Below are 20,892 nucleotides of genomic sequence, written 5' to 3' on the forward strand. Positions count from 1 at the left end.
AACAACCGTATTGATGATATTTCTGAAATCAAATTGGCGTTAAAAATGCGCCAGTCCGAGCTCAATGCAGTAGTCGGGCGTATCCAAGACTCAAACCAACAAATTAAAGAAGCAGCACAATCATCCTCTAAAAATAGCGAAACTACGGCGATCAATTTAGAGGGGCAAACACGAGAAACAGAACAAGTTGCGGCCGCGATTAATGAGATGCATTCTACCGCAAATGAAATTGCCCAAAACGCTCAAAGTGCATCTGATGGTGCAGAAAATGCCAAACAAGCTGCTGAACAAGGTATGGATTCCGTTAAAGAAACCTTGAACGCAATGCAACAGTTAGCAAGCCAGCTCAACAATGCATCTACCATTGTGACTCAATTAGCTGAACATGGTAAAACCATTGGACAAGTGTTGGTTGTGATCCAATCTGTCGCAGAGCAAACCAATCTACTTGCACTCAACGCTGCTATCGAGGCGGCTCGGGCGGGTGAACAGGGTCGTGGCTTTGCGGTCGTCGCAGACGAAGTTCGCACTTTGGCACAACGCAGTCATGAGTCAACTAAAGAGATCCAAAATGTCATCGCACTTATTCAAACTAGCACCCACCAAGCTGTGGATGCGATGTATGAAGGTACACAATTATCGGAATTATGTGTTAACAGCGCCAATGTTTCTGGCGATAAACTCAATATACTACTTAAACAAGTGGTTGATATTACTGACAGAAATGAACAGATTGCAACCGCAGTAGAAGAGATGGCACGTGTTACCGAGGATATGAATTCAAGCGTTCAATCGATCAGTGATGTCTGTGTTGCGACCAATATTTTGGCCAGTGATACACGAGATGAATGTGAGAATTTAGTCGTAAACCTTGGTTCTCAAGGACAGTTAGTCAGCCAATTTAGAAAGTTATAGTTGTCATCCTTCCAAGTAAGCCCTCTTATTAGGGGCTTGCCAAAAATCCACGGCGTTAACATGGCATTATTATCATTAGTGAGTAACTTTAAACTTGTTTTTCTTGGACAAGGCTACATATTAAATTCTTACCCATATTACTGAGCCAAATCATGCCAACCACCGCCCTATTTTCTCCACCTTCACTCACGCGCCAACTCCTGCAAATGACTTGGCCGATGATGTTTGGTGTGCTGTCCCTCATGAGCTTCCAACTGGTCGATAGTGCGTTTATCGGCCAACTTGGCGTGTTACCCCTTGCCGCGCAAGGGTTTACATTACCCATTCAGATGATCATCATCGGCCTTCAGGTTGGGCTTGGCATTGCAACCACAGCGGTGATTGCTCGCGCATTGGGTGCGGGCCAAATTCGCTACGCAAAGCAGCTTGGTGGGTTGGTCGTCGCTATTGGCAGTATTGGGGTTGCTCTGTTTTCAGTGATTATCTATTTACTGCGTCACCCAATCTTAGCGCTACTCAGCGCTCCTGAATCTGTGTATCAGATCGTCGACAGCTACTGGATTTATTGGCTAGTCAGTGCTTGGGTGGGCGCGGTGCTGTACTTTTTATACAGCCTGTGTCGAGCCAATGGCAATACCATGTTGCCGGGTACTATGATGATGGTCACCAGCATTTTAAACCTGATTTTAGACCCTATTTTTATCTTCACTTTTGATTTGGGTATTGAAGGCGCAGCGCTGGCGACCATTCTAGCCTTTGGAATTGGCGTATTCGTGGTTGCGCCCAAGGTGTCGAAAAGGCACTGGATGCTGTTTGATTGGTCAGATTTGGATGTAGGGAAAAGTATTCGCTCTATCAGCCATATCATGGGGCCGGCCATGATAAGCCAGCTTCTTCCACCGCTTTCTTCGATGCTAGCAACCAAACTATTGGCCAGTTTCGGTACCGCAGCGGTTGCAGCATGGGCATTAGGCTCTCGTTTTGAGTTTTTTGCGATGGTCGCAATATTAGCATTAACCATGTCAATGCCACCAATGGTGGGCCGTTTGCTTGGCGCAGGGAAATTGCAAGACATTCGAAAATTGGTTCGTATTGCGTGCCAATTTATTCTTGGGTTTCAGCTCATCATCGCCGTGGTGACCTATCTATTATCCGGCCACCTTGCCGCGCTGATGACCAGTGAACAAAGTGTCGAATCCATTTTGCACTGGCACTTAATGATTGTGCCAATCAGTTTATGGCCGCTTGGTATCTGCATGTTAATGGTCTCGGTTTCTAATGCGTTGGCAAAATCATACACCGCCTTAACCATTTCCGCGCTGCGCCTGTTTGTGTTCTTCTTGCCCTGTTTATGGGTTGGCGCTCAAATAGCGGCACTGCATGGCCTGTTTATCGGGGCGTTGGTCGGTAATATCCTCGCAGGCCTTGCCGCGTGGGCGATGTACCAGCGTGCACTTCGACAAGTTGAAGAGAAAGTCAGCTCTTTAGTATGATGAGCGAAGAACCGAACCTTTAGGAAATGAGTCGAATTTAAAAGTTAATTACGGTTGTCAGCACTAACCCTGCGACAATTTGCGCTGCATTGACGGCACTGGTGCGTACAATCACTTGTGGAAGATCGTAAAAATAAGCATCTATCAAAAAAACGCTAACCTTTTCTATTGGTTATATATTCGTTGGTTCATAAAAAAACCGCATAACCTGTTGAGTTATGCGGTTAATACTGGGGAATATTAGCCGATTTACAGTTTGAAGAAGGCAAGCTGCTCTTTTTGCTTCTCGGCTAATTGTGATAGCTCAGCACTGGCGCTGGCGCTCTGGCTGATACCCGTTACGTTTTGATTTACAAGCTCAGACATATTAACCACGTTACGGTTAATATCTTGCGTGACTTGCGACTGCTCTTCTGCGGCGGTCGCCACTTGGGTATTTGAATCATTGATGTCCGAAACCGATTCCGTTATCCCGATAAGCGCATCGTTTACTCGTTGCGTTAACTCACTGTTGCGCGCAAGCATCTCAATACTGGTTTGCATACTATCATTTGCAAGAATCGATTGGCTTTGCAGCTCTTCAATGATAACTCGGATCTCTTTAGTTGAACTCTCAGTACGTGCAGCAAGCATGCGGACTTCATCAGCAACGACCGCAAAACCACGACCAGTCTCACCTGCGCGCGCCGCTTCAATAGCCGCATTCAGTGCCAATAAGTTGGTTTGTTCAGAGACACCTCGAATCACTTCAACGACATCGTTGATCTGCTCTGATTGCTCTTTTAGACGCAAAACTACGCTCGCAGCATGATTCAGCGCTTCTGACATTTGTAAGCTCGCTTGGGCGCTCTCTTTAAAAATAGCTAAGCCTGATTTAGCAAGTTCATCCGCTTCGCGAGCGGTTGAGTCGGCGGCTGTCGCATTATCACTTACGTTATTTGCTGTACTGGCGAGTTCGTTCAACGCTGAAGCGACTTGTTCAATTTCACACAACTCTTGTTGTGCATTTGACTCTGCTTGCGTCATCACCGCAGCCAGCTCGGTTGAGGCTGACGCCACTTCTTCACTAATGCGATTCAGATGGTCAACGGTAGCATGTAACTGAGAGGCCGTCGTATTGACATCGTTACTCAGCATTGCAACCTCGTTTTTACCATCAACGTCTGAACGAATGGTTAAATTGCCTTGCGCTAATTCACGCATCACCGCTTGCAACTTCTGAATTGGAGCTACAATCATATTTGAGAGGATCCAAGCCACCACAAGAGATAACGCAAGCACAGACAGCACAGTAATCATCGCGGTGTTCATTGCGCTCTGTTCATGTGCTGCAATTTTATCCAATGCTTGATCTGCTTGCTGCTTAACTTTGCTACTCAGGTCAGAAACAGCGCTGAGCATATCAGCGCCTGTTTCTCTAAACTCAGAAATGTATGACATGTATTCAGTTTCAGATACAGCGCCCTGATCATAACGTTCCAAGAATGCCAACATTTGGTTTGAAAGAGTTACATATTCATCCACTCGGCTAAGAATATGAGAAGCACCACCTTGATATACTGACTCTTTTTGCAAATTTTGCAGTTGTGTGGCAATGGCATTTCTAGTTTGTTTTAAGTGGAGTGGAAGCTCTTTCCGATAGCGTGGATCAATAATCGAATACAGTGCATTAATGCGCATCAAGTTAATATCATCGACTACAAATACGGACAATGTCTCCTCATTTTCTTGAACGACACTTCTCACAGCCGTGGCCTCAACCTGATCATGCTGTAAATTATTTTTTGTAATCCACAGAGCGGTAGTTAAGGCAAATGTAGTAATTAAAACAGGGAACAATACCTGTAGACGAATAGGTAAATTTTTCATTGAAAATTGCATACATATCTCAAGTGGTGAATATGGGGCTGGTGAATATGGGGCTGGTGAGCATGGTTAAATGTTGAGCAACCTTAAACCATGAACATTGAGACTTGAAATGAAAAATAATGAAATTATCAGTAAAATATAAACCATTAACTAACAACGAATTAAAAAACTGGTTTTACATTTATTTATATTTTAATCATTAAAGATTATTGTGGGATAAGTTAAAGCATTCCTTTCAACCTGAAACTGCAGCGTACTGGTAGTTTTATCTCTCATCACAAGCATCAAAATATATGCTCAAAACGATTAATTCACTAGCCCCAATCTGCAGTTTCAAGTTGTATGGATATTATCCGTCAATCTTATTTTCTAAGCGCATTCAGTTTGGCTTGGGCTAAACCGAAGATGGTATCAACTTGGTAGCTGCCATCTTCTGTTGCTTCGCCTGCGGGTTTGCCAGTAAAGAGCTCAACCGCTTCAGTGACATGTTCAATAGCCCAGATATTGAACTCCCCTTTCTCGACCGCTTTAACAACGTCAGCGCGTAACATCAGATTGTGCATGTTTGAACGAGGAATGATGACACCTTGCTGGCTGGTGCGCCCTTTGATTGCACACACATCAAAGAAACCTTCAATTTTCTCATTCACACCACCAATCGGCTGCGATTCACCAAATTGGTTCATCGAACCTGTGATCGCAATATCTTGGCGATTAGGCCGCTTGGAAAACGCAGACACAATCGCACAAAATTCGGCCATGCTGGCACTATCACCATCCACACCACCGTATGATTGCTCAAATGTGATGGTCGTGGTGAGTGGCACGCGCGCCGTACGGCCAAATACCGAAGAGAGATACGCGGATAAAATCATCACACCTTTAGAGTGGATGCTGCCACCCAGATCGACACTGCGCTCGATATCGATAATATCACCATCGCCATAGGAAGTGGTGGCGGTAATACGGTTTGGCGCACCAAACATATGATCGCTGGTGCTCAATACCGACAGCGCATTCACCTGCCCGACCGCCATGCCTTGCGTTTGGATTAGCGTTGTACCGTTAACATACGACTCCATCACACTGTCTTGCAGGCGGCTCACTCGCATCTCTTGGTTGCTGAGCGCCTCTTCGACATGGTTCTGGCGGATCATGTTTGAATTCGCCTGCTTCGCCACATAGTTAGATTCGCGTAACAAATTGGCAATATGCGCCGAATGAAGTGACAGTTTGCCTTGATCGCCCGTTGTACGTGAACTGTGTTCAATGATGCGTGCAATCGCTTTACGGTCACAATGCAGCATATTGTTGTCGTGCACTATGCTCGAAATAAAACGCGCGTAATGTAGCTCGGTATCGGGCGTACGTTTCATCTCATCTTCAAAATCGGCCGTTACTCGGAACAATTCGCTAAATTCAGGATCGTAATGAGTCAGCAGCTGATAGGTGTGGTAATCACCAAATAGGATAATTTTCACATTTAGCGGGATAGGCTCTGGGTCAAGTGAAACCGTCCCTGTTAGCGTGACCTCTTTTTCCAAAGAGGTAAAACTCATTTGACGTGAACGCAACGCACGCTTTAAACCGTCCCAAACATAGGGCTGTTCAAGCACTTTCACCGCATCCATCAACAGCACACCACCATTGGCTTTATGTAAACTACCCGCTCGAATCAACGAAAAATCGGTAAATACTGTGCCTTTAAAAGTCGCCGTTTCGATATAACCAAATAGAGAGTGGTAGTTCGGGTTCTCTTCTACCACGATCGGTAGCTTGTCTGAAGGCTGGCTGACCAGCACATTGACTTTGTAGCGACGCGGTAGACGCTTATCTAAAGAAGCTGTCGCGACTTCGCCTTGCTCACTGTCTTCATCTAAGAAAATGTCCGCATTATCGACGATGTCTTTTTGTAACTCCGTGAGATAGGTTTTGATGTCTGGGTAGCCAGAATAATCTTGCTTAAGCTGCTTAATAAAGTGGGTAATGACGCCAAGCGTTACTTCATCATTGAGCTTTTTGATCTTCTCACTGTAGGAGTCTTCCCATTCGGTCAGTTGACGTACCATATTGCGTAGGCTGATTTCTAGCTCATCAATGGTATGGCTAAAGTGCTCTTGCTCTTTTTTAGACAAGGCGTCAAAGGACTCTTCGGTGTGCATCTCTTCACCGTTCATCGCAACAAATTGATAGTCGCCTTGAGTGGTGATGGTTAAGCTAATCCCTTTATCTTTGGCTTCTTTGCTGATGCTATCCAATTCACTTTGCTGTTTTTGTGCCATCTGATTTTTCAGTTTATCGGCACGAGCAAAGTAAATCTCGTTATCAAAAGCTAACGGGATCGCATTGACCAACTTATTCATTAACTTTTCAATGTCTTGCTTGAGTTTAACCCCAATACCCGAAGGCAGCTTTAGCACTTTTGGAGTTCGAATATCGCTGAAATTGGCCACATAGCACCAATCAAACAACGCCTCGACATCATGCTGATGGCGGTTTAAATAACGCAAAATCATCGTACGCTTGCCCAACCCATTGCGGCCAATCGCGTAGATGTTGTAACCCTTCTCTTTGATCGACATTGCAAATTCGACCGCTTTTTGCGCCCGTTCTTGGCCCACAATCTCATCAACTGGGTCTAATTCCTTAGTTGATTTACAAGCAAGTTTTTCTAACTCGGCAACGTGGTAGAGCTGCTCTGCATTCAATCGTTGAATCGCCATCACTCCGCTCCTTAGCTTTTGGATTCTTGTTGTAGTTTGACCTAAGTGTAGAAGCAATTCATTTATATTTTAGCGAGTTACACCTTATTCGCGTTTAACCGAACAAATAATAAACAATCATCACACTTAGAATTGCAAATAACAATTATTTGCATTTGATAATAAATTGCATTTAAATAAGTAAACGTCGTCATTCTGGAGAATTGAGTATGGACTTACAACAGTGCTGGGCAAGCTATCTCAAGGCTGAACAACTATTAGCGCAAGGGCATTGGCCACAAGCACACCGTTTGCTTGAAGATGTACTGCATCATATGCCAAGCCATATTCAATCAGCGCTAAACTGTGGGCAAACAAAACCTTGCCAGTTGGTGTGCTTGATCTCTGGGCTATGTGATGCCGCTGTTTCCCAATCTGAAATTTTCAACCACTTGGGTCAGCATAAACAAGCCTTTGATGTCTTAAATCAATCTTATGCTCTGCTGCAGTTTACTGCGATTGAGCCCAATGCCTTGGTTAACCGCCTTGCCAACGTACTCACCAAACAAAGCGATGACTTGCTCAGACATATGGCTGCTTTTTGTTCAGCGCAACGCAGTGCGACTTGGATGCTGGAATTCGAACACGTACAAAAAGCGCATCACTATTTCAGCCAACTCAAACGTTATAACCAAGTACAAGCGCAAGTTCCGTCGTCAAACTGTCATTGTTCAACTGAATAATCACCATAGAGTTACCATTCCGGATAAGACTGACCACCTAGCATCATTCACAGCCGCTATAAGTAACGTGCTGCAGTCAAGGGATGAGACTTAAGCAGAACCTAACCTCTCACCCTGAAAATGTATCGAGATGGCATGAGAATTTAATCGATTGCGTTATCAATAGTTGATGTATGTCAAATTGTCGTAGACAATACGCACCCGAGTCTAGGGGCGATCCCTAGGCTGCGTTCTGCACTTTTGGAGGAGCGCATTGGTTTTAACTATCGACATTATAGTTAGAGCCTATTTTCTATTTTTGCATGACGCTGCTACGGTTGGCGCATGCTAAATACCTCGTTTTTAAGGGAAAGATGATGGTAATACCTGAAAACAGCAGTATTGTGATTTTTGGTGCTTCAGGAGACTTAACCTATCGCAAGCTTATACCTGCTCTGTATCACTTGTTCGCCAGTGATCAACTGCCGAAATCCTTTGCTATTCTGGGTGTCAGCCGAACCCAATACAGCGATGAGTCATACCGTGAAAAATTAAAGCGCTCTCTTCAGGAAATGGAAAAGACCGTCCCAGATATTCTCGACGCCTTTTGCGAGCACTTGCATTATCAAGCGATCAATACTTCAGATGTTGCAGAATACGCGCAGCTCGCCACGCGTCTTGACTCTTTGGCTGAGCAATACCAATTCACGCAACGCAACACTCTGTTCTATCTCGCGACGCCGCCGAGCCTTTATGGCGTCATCCCGGCCAATCTCGCAGCGCATGGATTAAATAGCGAAGCGCAAGGTTGGAAGCGTTTGATCATCGAAAAACCGTTTGGTTATGATCTTGCATCGGCTCAAAGCCTTGATATCGAAATTCATCGCCATTTCCAAGAACACCAGATCTACCGTATCGACCATTATTTAGGCAAAGAGACGGTACAAAACCTGTTGGTTTTCCGTTTTGCTAACGGGATGTTCGAACCTTTGTGGAACCGCAATTTCATTGACTATGTCGAAATTACAGGCGCAGAATTTTTGGGCGTCGAAGAACGCGGTGGCTATTACGACGGTTCTGGTGCGGTGCGTGATATGTTCCAAAACCATTTACTGCAAGTGTTAGCTATGGTTAGCATGGAACCACCAGCCGCCATTAATGCTGATTCAATTCGTAACGAAGTCAATAAAGTGCTGCAAAGCCTGCAACCGCTTTCTGATGATGACCTACGCCACAACCTCGTACTGGGGCAATATACGGAATCGGAAGTTCGTGGCCAGTTTTTACCCAGTTACCGTGATGAACATGGTGTGGCAGCAGGATCGCGCACTGAAACCTATGTCGGTTTGAAAATGTTTATCAATAACTGGCGCTGGAATGGCGTGCCATTTTATGTGCGTTCAGGTAAACGTTTACCAACGCGCGTCACCGAAGTGGTCATTCACTTTAAGCGTACGCCACACCCTGTTTTTGGGCAAAATGCCCCTGAAAACAAGCTCATCATCCGCATTCAGCCCGATGAAGGCATTCAAATGAGCTTTGGTTTGAAGGAGCCAGGTGCGGGCTTTAAAGCCAAAGAAGTCTCTATGAACTTCCATTACACATCACTGGAAGAAACCAAGATGTTGACCGCTTATGAACGGCTTCTTTTGGATGCGCTCAACGGTGATGCAACTTTATTTGCGCGTACCGATGCCGTAGAAGCGTGTTGGAAGTTCGTGCAACCTATTTTGGATTTTAAACAAGACCCTCAATCGCTGTTTGGCTATGCCTGTGGCACGTGGGGACCAAAAGAGTCCGATTTGCTGCTACACAATGATGGCCGCGCGTGGCGCTTCCCGTGTAAAAACTTGACCGATACGGATTACTGCGAATTATGATCAATCATAAAATATTTCAAACCCCAGAACAGGTGGTTGAAACGCTTGCCAATGAAATGCAACGCTATAGCGAGCAAGGTCAGCCGGTTCATATCTCCCTTTCCGGTGGCAGCACACCCAAAATGCTGTTCAAATTATTGGCCAGTGAACCTTATGCACAGGTGATTGCATGGCAAAACCTGCATTTCTGGTGGGGTGATGAACGCTGTGTTGCTCCTGAGGATGCCGAAAGCAACTTTGGTGAAGCCAATACACTGCTGTTTAGCCAAGTGAACATTCCACCTCAAAATATTCACCGTATTCGCGGCGAAGATGATCCACAAACCGAAGCTAAGCGCTTTGCCGATGAGATGGCAAAAGTCATTCCATCCGTCAACGGTACTCCTGTTTTTGATTGGATTTTGCTCGGTGTTGGCGCAGATGGCCATACGGCGTCCCTGTTCCCTAATGTGACCGACTACGAGGATGAGAATTTATCTTTAGTGGCAACGCATCCGGAATCAGGCCAACTTCGTGTTTCTAAAACAGCTAAAGTGTTGGAAGCTGCAAAACGTATTAGTTACCTCGTTCTTGGCGCAGGTAAAGCCGAGATCGTACACGAAATTCACACCACGAAAGCCGAGGATCTTCCTTATCCGGCTGCCAAAGTTAAATCAACAACTGGCGAAACAGAGTGGTTTTTAGATTCAGATGCCGCAACAAAGATTGCGTGAAGGAGAGAAATAAATGAAAAGTGATATCGGTGTAATCGGCCTAGCAGTGATGGGCCAAAACCTTATCCTAAATATGAACGACCACGGTTTTAAAGTGGTGGCTCACAACCGTACCGCGGCAAAAGTCGATGAGTTCCTAGCAGGTCCAGCGAAAGACACCAATATTGTTGGTGCTTATTCACTGCAAGAGTTAGTCGACAAACTGGCGACACCTCGCAAAGTGATGCTGATGGTGCGTGCGGGCCAAGTCGTGGATGATTTCATCGACCAACTGGTTCCGTTACTCGATAAAGGCGACATCATTATCGATGGCGGTAACACGAACTTCCCAGACACCAACCGCCGTGTTGCAGCACTGCGTGAAAAAGGTATTCACTTTATCGGTACAGGCGTTTCTGGTGGCGAAGAAGGGGCACGTTTTGGCCCATCTATCATGCCAGGTGGCGCACCTGAAGCTTGGGAAGCCGTGAAGCCAATTTTCCAAGGTATCTCAGCAAAAACCGAAGCTGGTGAACCTTGCTGTGATTGGGTGGGTAACGACGGCGCGGGTCACTTCGTTAAAATGGTACACAACGGTATCGAATATGGCGATATGCAGCTAATTACCGAAGCTTATCAGTTTATGAAAGACGGCTTGGGTTTAAACCATGATGAAATGCAAAAAGTGTTTGCTGATTGGAATAAGACCGAGCTCGATAGCTACCTAGTGGAAATCACCGCTGATATCTTAGGCTACAAAGACGAAGATGGTGAAGCTCTGGTTGAGAAAATCCTCGATACTGCTGGCCAAAAAGGCACAGGGAAATGGACGGGCATTAACGCACTCGATATGGGTATTCCGCTGACGCTGATCACTGAGTCAGTTTTCTCTCGTTGCCTTTCAGCATTGAAAGATCAGCGCGTTGCTGCCGAAGTGCTGTTTGGTAAGAGCAATATGCAGATCGAAGGTGATAAACAAGAGTGGGTTGATGCACTTCGTCAAGCGCTACTTGCGTCTAAGATCATCTCTTACGCACAAGGCTTTATGCTAATGCGCCAAGCGTCTAACGAAAATGGTTGGAATCTTAACTACGGTAACGTGGCATTGATGTGGCGTGGTGGTTGTATCATCCGCTCCGCATTCCTGAGCAACATTCGTGATGCGTTCGAAGCTAACCCAGAAATCGCCTTCTTAGGTTCAGATGCCTACTTCAAGGTCATTTTGGATAACTGCCTAGCGGCTTGGCGTAAAGTAGCAGCCAAATCAATGGAAGTCGGCATTCCAATGCCATGTATGACCTCAGCGCTCACTTTCTTAGATGGCTACACCACCGCTCGCTTACCGGCTAATTTACTGCAAGCACAACGTGATTACTTTGGTGCTCACACTTATGAGCGTACTGACCGTCCACGTGGTGAATTCTTCCACACAAACTGGACTGGTACAGGCGGCGATACGGCGTCTACCACTTACGACGTATAGAAAATTTGGCTTATGATGAAAAAAGGACTAGCTAAGCCCCTCCATCTACGCCTATAATTTGACCGTCATGGAGGATGTTAACTAGGTTAACATCCTCTATTTTTTTGTTTCCAAAACTATATGAGATCCAAAGATGACCATCAATAAGTTCTATGTATTTGTCCCACAGGCTGTGGAAGAAGACACTCATAGGGAAAATGAAGTTCAATCTGCTATGGAAGCTCAACGTCAGGCATTAGTGCAACAAGCGCAGAAACAAGGCGCAGTAGCATAATCCATAAGCAGAGTGTGGCAACACGCTCTGCTTATCACTCCTCTCTACCTCATCTATAGGCATATCGTTTGCCAATCATGATGCATAAAATACTCCTTTAAGTGATCAATCAAAGCTCTGACAGCGGGTGATAAATGACGCCGCGAAGGGTACAAAGCGTAAATGTCCATTTTCTTCGGTTGCCAATGCGCTAACACCTGCTGTAAGTCCCCCCTTTCTAACGCCCCCTTGGCTAGATAAGTCGGCTGTAAAGCAACGCCCATCCCGTGGATAGCCGCATGTAACAAAGTGGTAGCTTCATTCGCAGTTAGCTGGCATGGCACCTCCACCGATTGATGCTTATCATCTTGTTTTAAATGCCAAATATGTCGCTCAAAGTTTTTGTATCCAAGACAACGATGCAGTGAGAGATCGCTTGGTGTGAGTATTGGCTCACAGCGCATGAGATAGTCAGGAGAGGCAACCAATACAGAATCACATTGGGCGATAGGGCGCCCGATTAAAGAAGGATCGGGATCGGCCGCAATACGGATCGCTAAATCAATTCGCTCTGCAATCAAATCTGCGGTTTTATCCTGTACATCAATATCAATTTCGATATTTGGATGCGTATTCAAAAAAGGTTTAACGGCCGGGATCAGTTGAGAAAAGCCAAACGACATGCTGGTCGCAATCCGGATTTTTCCAGATAACGACTGTTGATCCATCAACTGATGTTCTAATTGCTGCGCTTGCTCGACCCATAATTTTATCGCGTCTAGGCATTGAACTCCTGCTGATGTGAGCGATACTTTTCGTGTGGTTCGGTTCAATAACCGAGCTTGTAACCAAGTTTCCATGGTTTCAACATGCCGAGTCACCATAGGACGAGAAATATCCAGCCGTTCCGCTGTCGCCGTAAAACTTTGGGTAATCGCTATATCTAAAAAGACCTGAGCTGCTGTGAGTTTGTCCATGATTAGTTCTAATTAAGAAACAATGATGTCAATTATTAGCTATATATCCGAACAAGTCTAATTCGTATGATAGCTCCCGAACCGATAACATACTCTTTGGATAAATAATCATGAAAACACTGACTCTACTTACAGCAACCACACTCATCAGCAGCACCGCGTTTGCAGCACAACAACCTTTGACACTTGACGTCTACAATGCAGATGGCAATAGCTTCCATGTCAACTCCACTTTGGTTTATGGCGAAACAGAAGCGATGGTGGTTGACACTGGCTTTACTAAAGCCGACGCACTCCGTATTGCAGCAAAAGTACTCGACTCTGGCAAAAACTTAACCACGATTTTTATTAGCCAAGCTGACCCTGATTACTACTTTGGCGCTGAAGTACTGCATGACATGTTTCCACAAGCGAAAGTGCTGACGACTCCTGGCGTACGTGCAACGATTGCAGAAAAACTCGAAGGTAAACTGGCATTTTGGGCTCCAAAAATGGGGGCAAATGCCCCTGTAAAACCAGTACTACCAACAGCTTATAATGGCAAAACCTTAACCATTGATGGGCAAACTATTGAAATTCGCGATGCGGATGGAGCATTAGCGCATCGTCCTTATTTATGGATACCAGCCAATAAAGCAATTTTAGGTAACGTCGCGGTATACGGAAATGTTCATTTATGGATGGCCGATGCACAAAGTGATGCGAGCCGCCAAGCTTGGGCGCAACAACTTGATCAAATGAAAGCACTCAAACCAAACGTAGTGATCCCGGGGCATATGACTTCTGGCACAGCGCTTGATGCTTCTTCAATTGAATTTGCACAGCAATATCTTATGGATTTTGCTAAAGCGAAAGCAAACAGCAAAGACAGCGCTCAGTTAATTCAAACCATGCAAAACCTTTACCCTAATGCTGGCCTACCAATGGCTTTAGAAATTGGTGCCAAAGTTCACATGGGTGAGATGAAATGGTAAACGTCCACTATATTTTCGACCCAATGTGTGGCTGGTGTTACGGAGCAACCTCTCTCATTCAACAGTTGAATGAAATGGGCGGAGTAAAACTGCACCTTCATCCGAGTGGAATGATCGAGCGATCGCCTCTTTCAGATGGTTTTCGCCAGCATGTACTGCAAGCTGATCAGCGTATTGCTCAGCAAACAGGAGCCGTATTTGGGGAAGGTTACATCGCCAAAATCAAAAGTGGTGAAACCGTGATATTGGACTCATACGTTACTGCTCAAGCCATTATTGCAGCGCAATTACTCGGTGTATCGCCAAGTGTTATGCTCAAAAGCATTCAACAAGCGCATTACCAGCAAGGTTTGCCTGTGGCCGATACTGACACATTGGCACTGTTAGCCCAATCGCTTGACCTAGAGCCAAATCAATGGGAACAAGCGATGGAGCAAGCCAAAGCTCAGTTACCAGAGCAGTTAGAGCAGACGCAAAGCTTAATGGCGCAATATCAGCTTTCTGGTTTTCCCTCGATTGTGTATGAAATAGAGGGGCAATGGCGAACCGTATCTGTTAGCCATTTCTATAATCGACCGCAGCAATGGGCTGATTTCTGGAAAAAGATGACTCAGTAATTAGTGCCTCATCCCTCTCTTGACTAAAGAGAGGGATTTTTCCATCTACTTGTTCATCATTTTGATGCTTTTACGCACCGCTAAAGTCGGCTCTAATTGAACAATTTGCGGTTCGAGCGCTTCGTTTTCTAAACGGGCAAGCAAGGTGTCAACTGCCGCTTTACCTAAACGATATTTGGGTTGATGGATAGTGGTTAGAGCTGGCGACATAAAACGGGCGATGTGAATATCGTCATAACCCATCAGCGAAAGATCTTCAGGAATGCGGATCCCTTTTTCATTAGCTGCATTAATCACACCCATTGCCATCATGTCATTAGAGACAAAAATCGCACTCGGTAATGGTCCTTTGGCTAACATTTTATTGAACGCTTCGTAGCCACCTTCACATTCAAAATCGGATTCCACAATCCAATTGGGGTGAATGTCCAAACCTGCTTCCAAGACAGCGCGCTTATAGCCTTCATAACGCATTTGAGCTTGATGACGAATCAATGGCCCGGTAATGCAACCGATTTCTTTATGACCGCACTCAATCAAATAGTTCGCCGCAATATAACCACCACGTAAAGAGTTATCTTGTATTTTATCGCTAGGAAAGAGCATTGGGCCCCAATCCATCACCACGACAGGGATATCTGGGTAACGTTCAAAAACGTCAATCCGCTCACCTTCTAAGGTGGAACACATCAAAAGTAAGCCATCAACGCGCTTTTGCAGTAGCGTGTTGATAGAGGCTTGCATTCGCTGGCTATCCCCTTCGGTATTACACAAAATAAGGTTATAACCTTTGTGGTAGCAACTGCGCTCTACCCCTTTGACCACTTCGCCAAAAAAAGGGTTCGTCGAAGTGGTCACTAACATACCAATGGTACGCGTTCGGTTCATTTTGAGACTGCGAGCCAATGCTGACGGGGCATAGTTCAGATCTTGCGCGGCTTTATTGACACGCACAGCGATTTCATCGCTCACATAGCGAGATTTATTAATGACATGGCTGACGGTAGACGTGGATACGCCGGCTAATCTTGCAATATCTTTCATTGTCGCCATGTCTGTTTTTCCTATTCTATTGATGCTGAGCGAGAAACGCGTCCACTTCTATTCGGGTGGGTATTGAGGTTTGCGCGCCAAAACGGGTAACAGAAATGGCTGCCGCAGCATGCGCAAATTTAATGGCTGATTCTAAAGGCATATCTTCCAAAAGACCCGTTACTAAAGCACCGTTAAACGTATCACCTGCCGCGGTGGTGTCTGTCACATCGACTTTAAAACCAGCAATCAGTTGACCACGCCCATTTTGGCTTAGCCAAACGCCTTTTGCACCTAAGGTGATCAAGACGATTTCAATCCCTTTTTTATGCAGTTCATTGGCCGCTAACTGCGCCGTGTGATCATCATCAACCGTGATCCCCGTTAAGCGCTGCGCTTCCGTTTCGTTTGGTGTGATCACATCGACACATTCTAGCAGAGTATCAGGCAGATCTCGGGCAGGCGCTGGGTTTAAAATCACATTGGTACGATTTTGTTTGGCGATTTGCGCAGCTTTAATAATGCCATCGATTGGCGTTTCTAGTTGCATCAGCAAATATTTGGCCGCGCCAATGGCGGCTAAATCCGCTTCAATAGCATCAGCCGTCAGCTTGTCATTCGCCTCTGCCGAAATACAGATGCTGTTTTCTCCGCTGTCCGAGACTTGGATCATCGCGATGCCCGTCGGACAATTGGGCTGCATTTTAACTCCCGCTATGTTGATACCATCGAGCTTAAAATTCTCACGAATATTGATACCGAATGCATCGTCACCCACGCAGGCAATAAAACCGATGTCCGCTTTTAATCGCGCGGCCGCTACAGCTTGGTTGGCCCCTTTACCACCGGGAATAACTTGATAATGACGACCATGCAGCGTCTCGCCCGGGCGAGGAAATGAAGGCACTTGCAAAACATGGTCAGCGTTAACACTACCTAATACCACTAACTGATTCATAATTTGTCCTTTGTTCATGAGTGAACATGTTTGAAATAGAGCTGGAGAGGTTTGGCTTTTGTGGCTTCACCTGAAAAAACAAACCTATCGAGCCTGATTACTGGTTATTGATGGCTGAGGGGTTATAGAAGAGGTAGATCTCTACGAGCCAGTAAAGAGCTACCTACAGCAAAGATTATTTGCTGATGATTTTTAGAGGAACCGGAATGTACTCATCCACTTGTTCGCCTTTTAGCATTTTATCGGCCGTTTCAATGCCAAGTGCACCGATCATGTCTGGTTGTTGAGCAACAGTCGCAGCAAGTTGGCCGCGTTCTACCGCCGCGATACCATCGTCGGTACCATCAAAACCGATGATCATCACCTCTTTGCCTGATGCTTGAACGGCGCGAAGTGCACCCAATGCCATTTCATCATTTTGGGCAAATACGGCTTGAACATCTGGGTTTGCCGCTAGCAGGTTTTCCATTACATTCAAACCTTTAGTGCGGTCAAAATCAGCAGGCTGGCTAGCAAGCAGTTCCATTTCACTGCCTTTCACCGCGTTCATGAAACCTTCTCCACGCTCACGAGCGGCCGATGTGCCGGCAATCCCTTCCAGTTGAATAACTTTGGCTTTCGCACCGATTTTTTCGACGATAAAGTGACCGGCCATTTCACCACCGACTACGTTATCAGAAGCGATGTGGCTCACAACATCACCACGGCTTGCACCGCGATCCAGTGTCAACACTGGCACTTTAGCGCGGTTGGCCATACGAATGGCGTTAGAGACGGCATCAGAATCGGTTGGGTTGATCAAAATCGCTTTAACGCCACGAACGGTTAGGTCTTCTACGTTTGATAGCTCTTTGCTTGGATCATTTTGTGAATCCAAGACGATCAGGTTGTAGCCTAACTCTTTCGCTTTCGCTTCTGCGCCATCTTTCATGGTGACAAAAAATGGGTTGTTCAGAGTGGATAGTACAATCGCCATGGTGTCTTGCGCATGCGCAGCCACAGAGACAGTGGTGGAAAGTAGAGCAGCAGAGATTAAAGTTGCAAGTTTTTTCATCTTTATAGTCCTTTTTGTAGGGGCCGTTTTAAAGCTAATATGGCTCGCTTTAAAACGGAGGTTTTCTATCGTGTTACTTATTTTTGTTATCCACGAGTACCGCGAGCAAAATAACCACGGCTTTCGCAATCATTTGGTAGTAAGAAGAGACATCAAGCAAGTTCAGCGCGTTATTCAGAAAGCCGATGATCAGCGCCCCAATTAACGTGCCCATAATGCGTCCTTTACCACCCATCAAGCTGGTACCACCAAGTACAACGGCAGCGATGGCATCCAGCTCATAACCCATACCAGCAGTCGGTTGCGCAGAAGAGAGGCGAGACGTGACGATGATGCCAGCCAGCGCAGCCAATAGACCACAGATGGCGTACACACCAATTTTCACGCGATCCACATTAATACCTGACAATCGAGTCGCAGACTCATTGCCACCGAGCGCGTAAACATAGCGGCCAAAACGTGTATGGTTGAGTAAGTACCAAACCGCAGCAAAGACCACCACCATCATCCACACCGGAACGGGAATACCCAACGCGTAACCTGTACCAAACCAAGCAAAAGCGTCTGCAGTATCGGTAAAACCTGTCGAAATTGGACGCCCATCGGTATAAACCATGGTCACACCACGCAGTAAGGTCATGGTGACTAAGGTGGCAATAAACGCTTGCACTTTACCTTTGGCGATAATGATGCCGCTAATCGCCCCCAGTGCCGCGCCAGCAAGTAACGCTGTAGGGACTGCGATAATGACAGGAATTTCAAGACCAATCATGGTTGCAGCAAAAGCGCCGCACAACGCCAGTACCGAGCCAACACTCAAATCGATACCTGCCGTTAGAATAACCAAGGTCATCCCCACAGCGATAATGGCGTTGACTGAGGTTTGGCGCAAAATGTTCAGTATGTTGTCAACCGTGAAGAAATTGGGGTTTAAAAAAGAGACAACGACCACTAAAAAAAGCAAAGCAATCAGTGATTTTTGCTCAATGAGCCACTCTTTACTGATCCATTTTCTGCGGTTAGTTTGGGTTGAATTACTCATGCTGTTACTGCTCATGTTGCTTCCTCATTGATCTTTTTGCCTACCGCGCAGGCGAGTAGAATCTCTTGGTTGGCTTGTTTGGCACAAAATTCGCCGCTGATTCGACCTTCGTGCATCACCAAAATTCGGTCACTCATCCCTAGCACTTCTGGCATCTCTGACGAGATCAAAATAATGCTCATCCCTTCGGCTTTAAATTGGTTAATCAATTGGTAAATCTCTTTTTTGGCTCCCACGTCAACCCCGCGTGTGGGTTCATCCAAAATCAAGACTTTGGGACGTGTCATCAACCCTTTCGCAATCGCTACTTTTTGCTGATTGCCACCGGACAAATTGCCAATGATTTGATCACGAGATGGCGTTTTGATGTTGAATAGGCGAATGAAATCTTCCACTGCGATGACTTCATCACTGTGTTGAATCTGTACACCTTTGCTAAATTTATTCAACGCACACAGTGACATGTTCTCTTTCACCGACAGGCCAAGAACCAAACCGTCCCCTTTGCGATCTTCTGAAATATACGCGATACCGTTTGCAAGGCCATCTTGTGGGCTGACTGGGTTGATGGTTTTGTTCTCAAGGTTAATCACGCCTCGCTCACTGGGCAACGCGCCGTAAATCACTTTCATTAATTCAGTGCGCCCTGCGCCCATCAAACCCGAGACGCCGAGGATCTCACCTCGTTTGAGCGTAAAATTAATGTCATGCACACCTGAGCCCGTGAGGCCTATCACTTCAAGACAAGTGTCGCCGTGCTTTACCTCAATACGTGGGTACTGTTCTTCTAATTTCCGACCGACCATCATCTCAATCAGGCCATCTTCATTGGTGTCAGACACTTTGCACTGGCCAATGAATTTGCCATCACGTAACACGGTAATATCGTCACAAATTTCAAAAATTTCTTTCAACCGATGTGAGATATAAACAATGCCGCAACCTTGTTCACGCAGCTCGTTAATCACATTAAATAACGATTCAGTTTCGGTATCCGTCAGCGCATCCGTCGGTTCATCCATGATGATCACTTTCGACTCAAATGAGAGCGCTTTTGCAATCTCAACCATCTGTTGCTCACCAAGGCTTAAGTCACCCAACAAGGTCTTGGAGCTGTGTTTAACGTTTAAACGAGCCAGTAGTTTGTCGGCTGCTTGGTACATTTCATTCCATAAAATTCGCCCCATCGCACCGGTTATCTCTCTGCCTAGAAAAATGTTTTCAGCAATAGTTAATTCCGGAATCAAATTCAACTCTTGGTGAATAATGCTGATGCCCGCTTGTTGTGAATCTCGTGGGCCTTTAAAGGCGGCTGGTTTTCCTTGGTAAGTGATAGAACCCGCATCCAATGAATAGATACCCGTCAACACTTTCATTAAGGTTGATTTACCCGCGCCGTTTTCGCCCATCAACGCCATCACGCGGCCGGGGTAAACATTGAGGCTAGCTTTATCGAGCGCTTTCACGCCGGGGAACGCTTTTTCAATCTCACTGAGCGCTAAAATTGCTTGAGTCATAGTAGATCCTCAATCGCGGCTTAAAACACGACGCCTGCTTGAAAAATAACATTCGCATACGGCGTGCATTCGCCAGTTCTTACCACGGCGCGGCTGCGCATAGTGCGCTCTTTAAAATCTTGATGAGAGAGGTAAGTGACAGCAATCGTTTTCTCGCATAACTCCTCTTCCGCTTTCAGCTCAGCCAGCAGCGCTTTGTGATGCTCAGGGCTTACTTGTGCAAACTCTTCAGCAATGATCACACCTTCAATTTGAGATTCAGAAAGAATCACGCGGACCGTGTCAAGAAAACCGGGAATACCGTGAGTTAATGCTAAATCAATACGCTGCACTTCATCAGGAATGGGCAAACCGGCATCACAAATTGTGATTTCATCGGTATGCCCTAAAGTAGCCACCAAGTAAGAGAGTTCTGAGTTTAATAGGGTACTTTTTTTCATTGTTATACCTTCACGTTAGGCTTTATGTTTCGCTTTATGACACCTTTCTATCACTCTTGAATCGTTCAAGAAAATCTCATCGAAACGTTTCGATGAATCCTAGCGTAGCAAAAATAATTTGCACGATGCGAAAATAGGTAATGTGATTTTGATCGTTGATTAGTGAGCTGAGGAGTAAAAAAGGGTGAGGATCATCACTGAGTGATTTGTCATTAGATGCCCATTTTTAGCATAGGATTAACACTGAGACCGTGATTTTCGGTATAGTGCGT

18 protein-coding genes are annotated in these 20,892 nt (G+C 45.7%); 9 read left to right on the plus strand and 9 right to left on the minus strand.

Annotation, left to right across the window (positions count from 1 at the left end):
- Nucleotides 1-915: methyl-accepting chemotaxis protein (locus tag VOR_RS0115085; RefSeq protein WP_010320529.1), on the plus strand; the 915-nt coding region annotated here is incomplete at its 5' end.
- A gap of 152 nt (nt 916-1,067) precedes the next feature.
- Nucleotides 1,068-2,408 carry an MATE family efflux transporter gene (locus VOR_RS0115090; protein ID WP_010320530.1) on the plus strand — a complete coding sequence of 447 codons (1,341 nt, stop codon included), beginning with the start codon at nt 1,068-1,070 and terminating at the stop codon, nt 2,406-2,408.
- Nucleotides 2,409-2,657: 249 nt separating this feature from the next.
- Here the strand turns inward: VOR_RS0115090 and VOR_RS0115095 are convergent, their stop codons facing one another.
- Nucleotides 2,658-4,289, minus strand: a complete 1,632-nt coding sequence (locus VOR_RS0115095) for a methyl-accepting chemotaxis protein (RefSeq protein WP_010320531.1) — start codon at nt 4,287-4,289, stop codon at nt 2,658-2,660.
- 350 nt (nt 4,290-4,639) lie between these two features.
- Nucleotides 4,640-7,000, minus strand: coding sequence for a Lon protease family protein (locus VOR_RS0115100; RefSeq protein WP_010320532.1), 2,361 nt, complete (start codon nt 6,998-7,000; stop codon nt 4,640-4,642).
- 209 nt (nt 7,001-7,209) lie between these two features.
- Here VOR_RS0115100 and VOR_RS0115105 point away from each other — a divergent pair, with 209 nt between their 5' ends.
- The 5 genes from VOR_RS0115105 to VOR_RS18950 all read left to right on the plus strand — a co-directional run bounded on the left by VOR_RS0115105 (nt 7,210) and on the right by VOR_RS18950 (nt 12,030).
- The gene (locus VOR_RS0115105) at nt 7,210-7,722 is read left to right on the plus strand and encodes a hypothetical protein (RefSeq protein WP_010320533.1); all 513 of its coding nucleotides are present in this window, start codon (nt 7,210-7,212) and stop codon (nt 7,720-7,722) included.
- Nucleotides 7,723-8,078: 356 nt separating this feature from the next.
- Nucleotides 8,079-9,581 carry a glucose-6-phosphate dehydrogenase gene (zwf, locus tag VOR_RS0115110; RefSeq protein WP_010320534.1) on the plus strand — a complete coding sequence of 501 codons (1,503 nt, stop codon included), beginning with the start codon at nt 8,079-8,081 and terminating at the stop codon, nt 9,579-9,581.
- Nucleotides 9,578-10,294 (plus strand): 6-phosphogluconolactonase, encoded by a 717-nt coding sequence (gene pgl / locus VOR_RS0115115; protein ID WP_010320535.1) that lies wholly within the window; start codon nt 9,578-9,580, stop codon nt 10,292-10,294. Before zwf ends, pgl begins: the two co-directional genes overlap by 4 nt.
- A gap of 13 nt (nt 10,295-10,307) precedes the next feature.
- Complete coding sequence (gene gnd / locus VOR_RS0115120; protein ID WP_010320536.1) at nt 10,308-11,756, plus strand: decarboxylating NADP(+)-dependent phosphogluconate dehydrogenase; 1,449 nt, start codon at nt 10,308-10,310, stop codon at nt 11,754-11,756.
- Nucleotides 11,757-11,889: 133 nt separating this feature from the next.
- Complete coding sequence (locus VOR_RS18950; RefSeq protein ID WP_010320537.1) at nt 11,890-12,030, plus strand: hypothetical protein; 141 nt, start codon at nt 11,890-11,892, stop codon at nt 12,028-12,030.
- A gap of 53 nt (nt 12,031-12,083) precedes the next feature.
- On the opposite strand, the gene VOR_RS0115130 is transcribed toward VOR_RS18950, so the two are convergent.
- On the minus strand, nt 12,084-12,986 hold the full coding sequence (locus VOR_RS0115130; RefSeq protein WP_010320538.1) for a LysR family transcriptional regulator: 903 nt from the start codon (nt 12,984-12,986) through the stop codon (nt 12,084-12,086).
- Nucleotides 12,987-13,096: 110 nt separating this feature from the next.
- Here VOR_RS0115130 and VOR_RS0115135 point away from each other — a divergent pair, with 110 nt between their 5' ends.
- Nucleotides 13,097-13,960, plus strand: a complete 864-nt coding sequence (locus VOR_RS0115135) for an MBL fold metallo-hydrolase (RefSeq protein ID WP_010320539.1) — start codon at nt 13,097-13,099, stop codon at nt 13,958-13,960.
- Nucleotides 13,954-14,577, plus strand: coding sequence for a DsbA family protein (locus VOR_RS0115140; RefSeq protein WP_010320540.1), 624 nt, complete (start codon nt 13,954-13,956; stop codon nt 14,575-14,577). The genes VOR_RS0115135 and VOR_RS0115140 overlap by 7 nt, the downstream gene beginning before the upstream one ends.
- A gap of 45 nt (nt 14,578-14,622) precedes the next feature.
- Here the strand turns inward: VOR_RS0115140 and VOR_RS0115145 are convergent, their stop codons facing one another.
- From VOR_RS0115145 to rbsD, 6 genes are all read right to left on the minus strand, one after another.
- The gene (locus tag VOR_RS0115145) at nt 14,623-15,630 is read right to left on the minus strand and encodes a substrate-binding domain-containing protein (protein WP_010320541.1); all 1,008 of its coding nucleotides are present in this window, start codon (nt 15,628-15,630) and stop codon (nt 14,623-14,625) included.
- Between the two features lie 16 nt (nt 15,631-15,646).
- Entirely contained in the window at nt 15,647-16,567 is a 921-nt protein-coding gene (gene rbsK / locus VOR_RS0115150; protein WP_010320542.1) for a ribokinase, read from the minus strand.
- 175 nt (nt 16,568-16,742) lie between these two features.
- A complete protein-coding gene (gene rbsB, locus VOR_RS0115155; protein ID WP_010320543.1) occupies nt 16,743-17,621 on the minus strand; it encodes a ribose ABC transporter substrate-binding protein RbsB in 879 nt (292 codons plus the stop codon).
- A 73-nt stretch (nt 17,622-17,694) separates the two neighbouring features.
- A complete protein-coding gene (gene rbsC, locus VOR_RS0115160) occupies nt 17,695-18,663 on the minus strand; it encodes a ribose ABC transporter permease (RefSeq protein ID WP_010320544.1) in 969 nt (322 codons plus the stop codon).
- Between the two features lie 11 nt (nt 18,664-18,674).
- The gene (rbsA, locus tag VOR_RS0115165; RefSeq protein WP_010320545.1) at nt 18,675-20,180 is read right to left on the minus strand and encodes a ribose ABC transporter ATP-binding protein RbsA; all 1,506 of its coding nucleotides are present in this window, start codon (nt 20,178-20,180) and stop codon (nt 18,675-18,677) included.
- A gap of 20 nt (nt 20,181-20,200) precedes the next feature.
- Entirely contained in the window at nt 20,201-20,620 is a 420-nt protein-coding gene (gene rbsD / locus VOR_RS0115170) for a D-ribose pyranase (protein WP_010320546.1), read from the minus strand.
- Between the last annotated feature and the right edge of the window lie 272 nt (nt 20,621-20,892).

The sequence above is a fragment of the Vibrio ordalii ATCC 33509 genome (assembly GCA_000257205.1).
Lineage (GTDB): Bacteria > Pseudomonadota > Gammaproteobacteria > Enterobacterales > Vibrionaceae > Vibrio > Vibrio ordalii.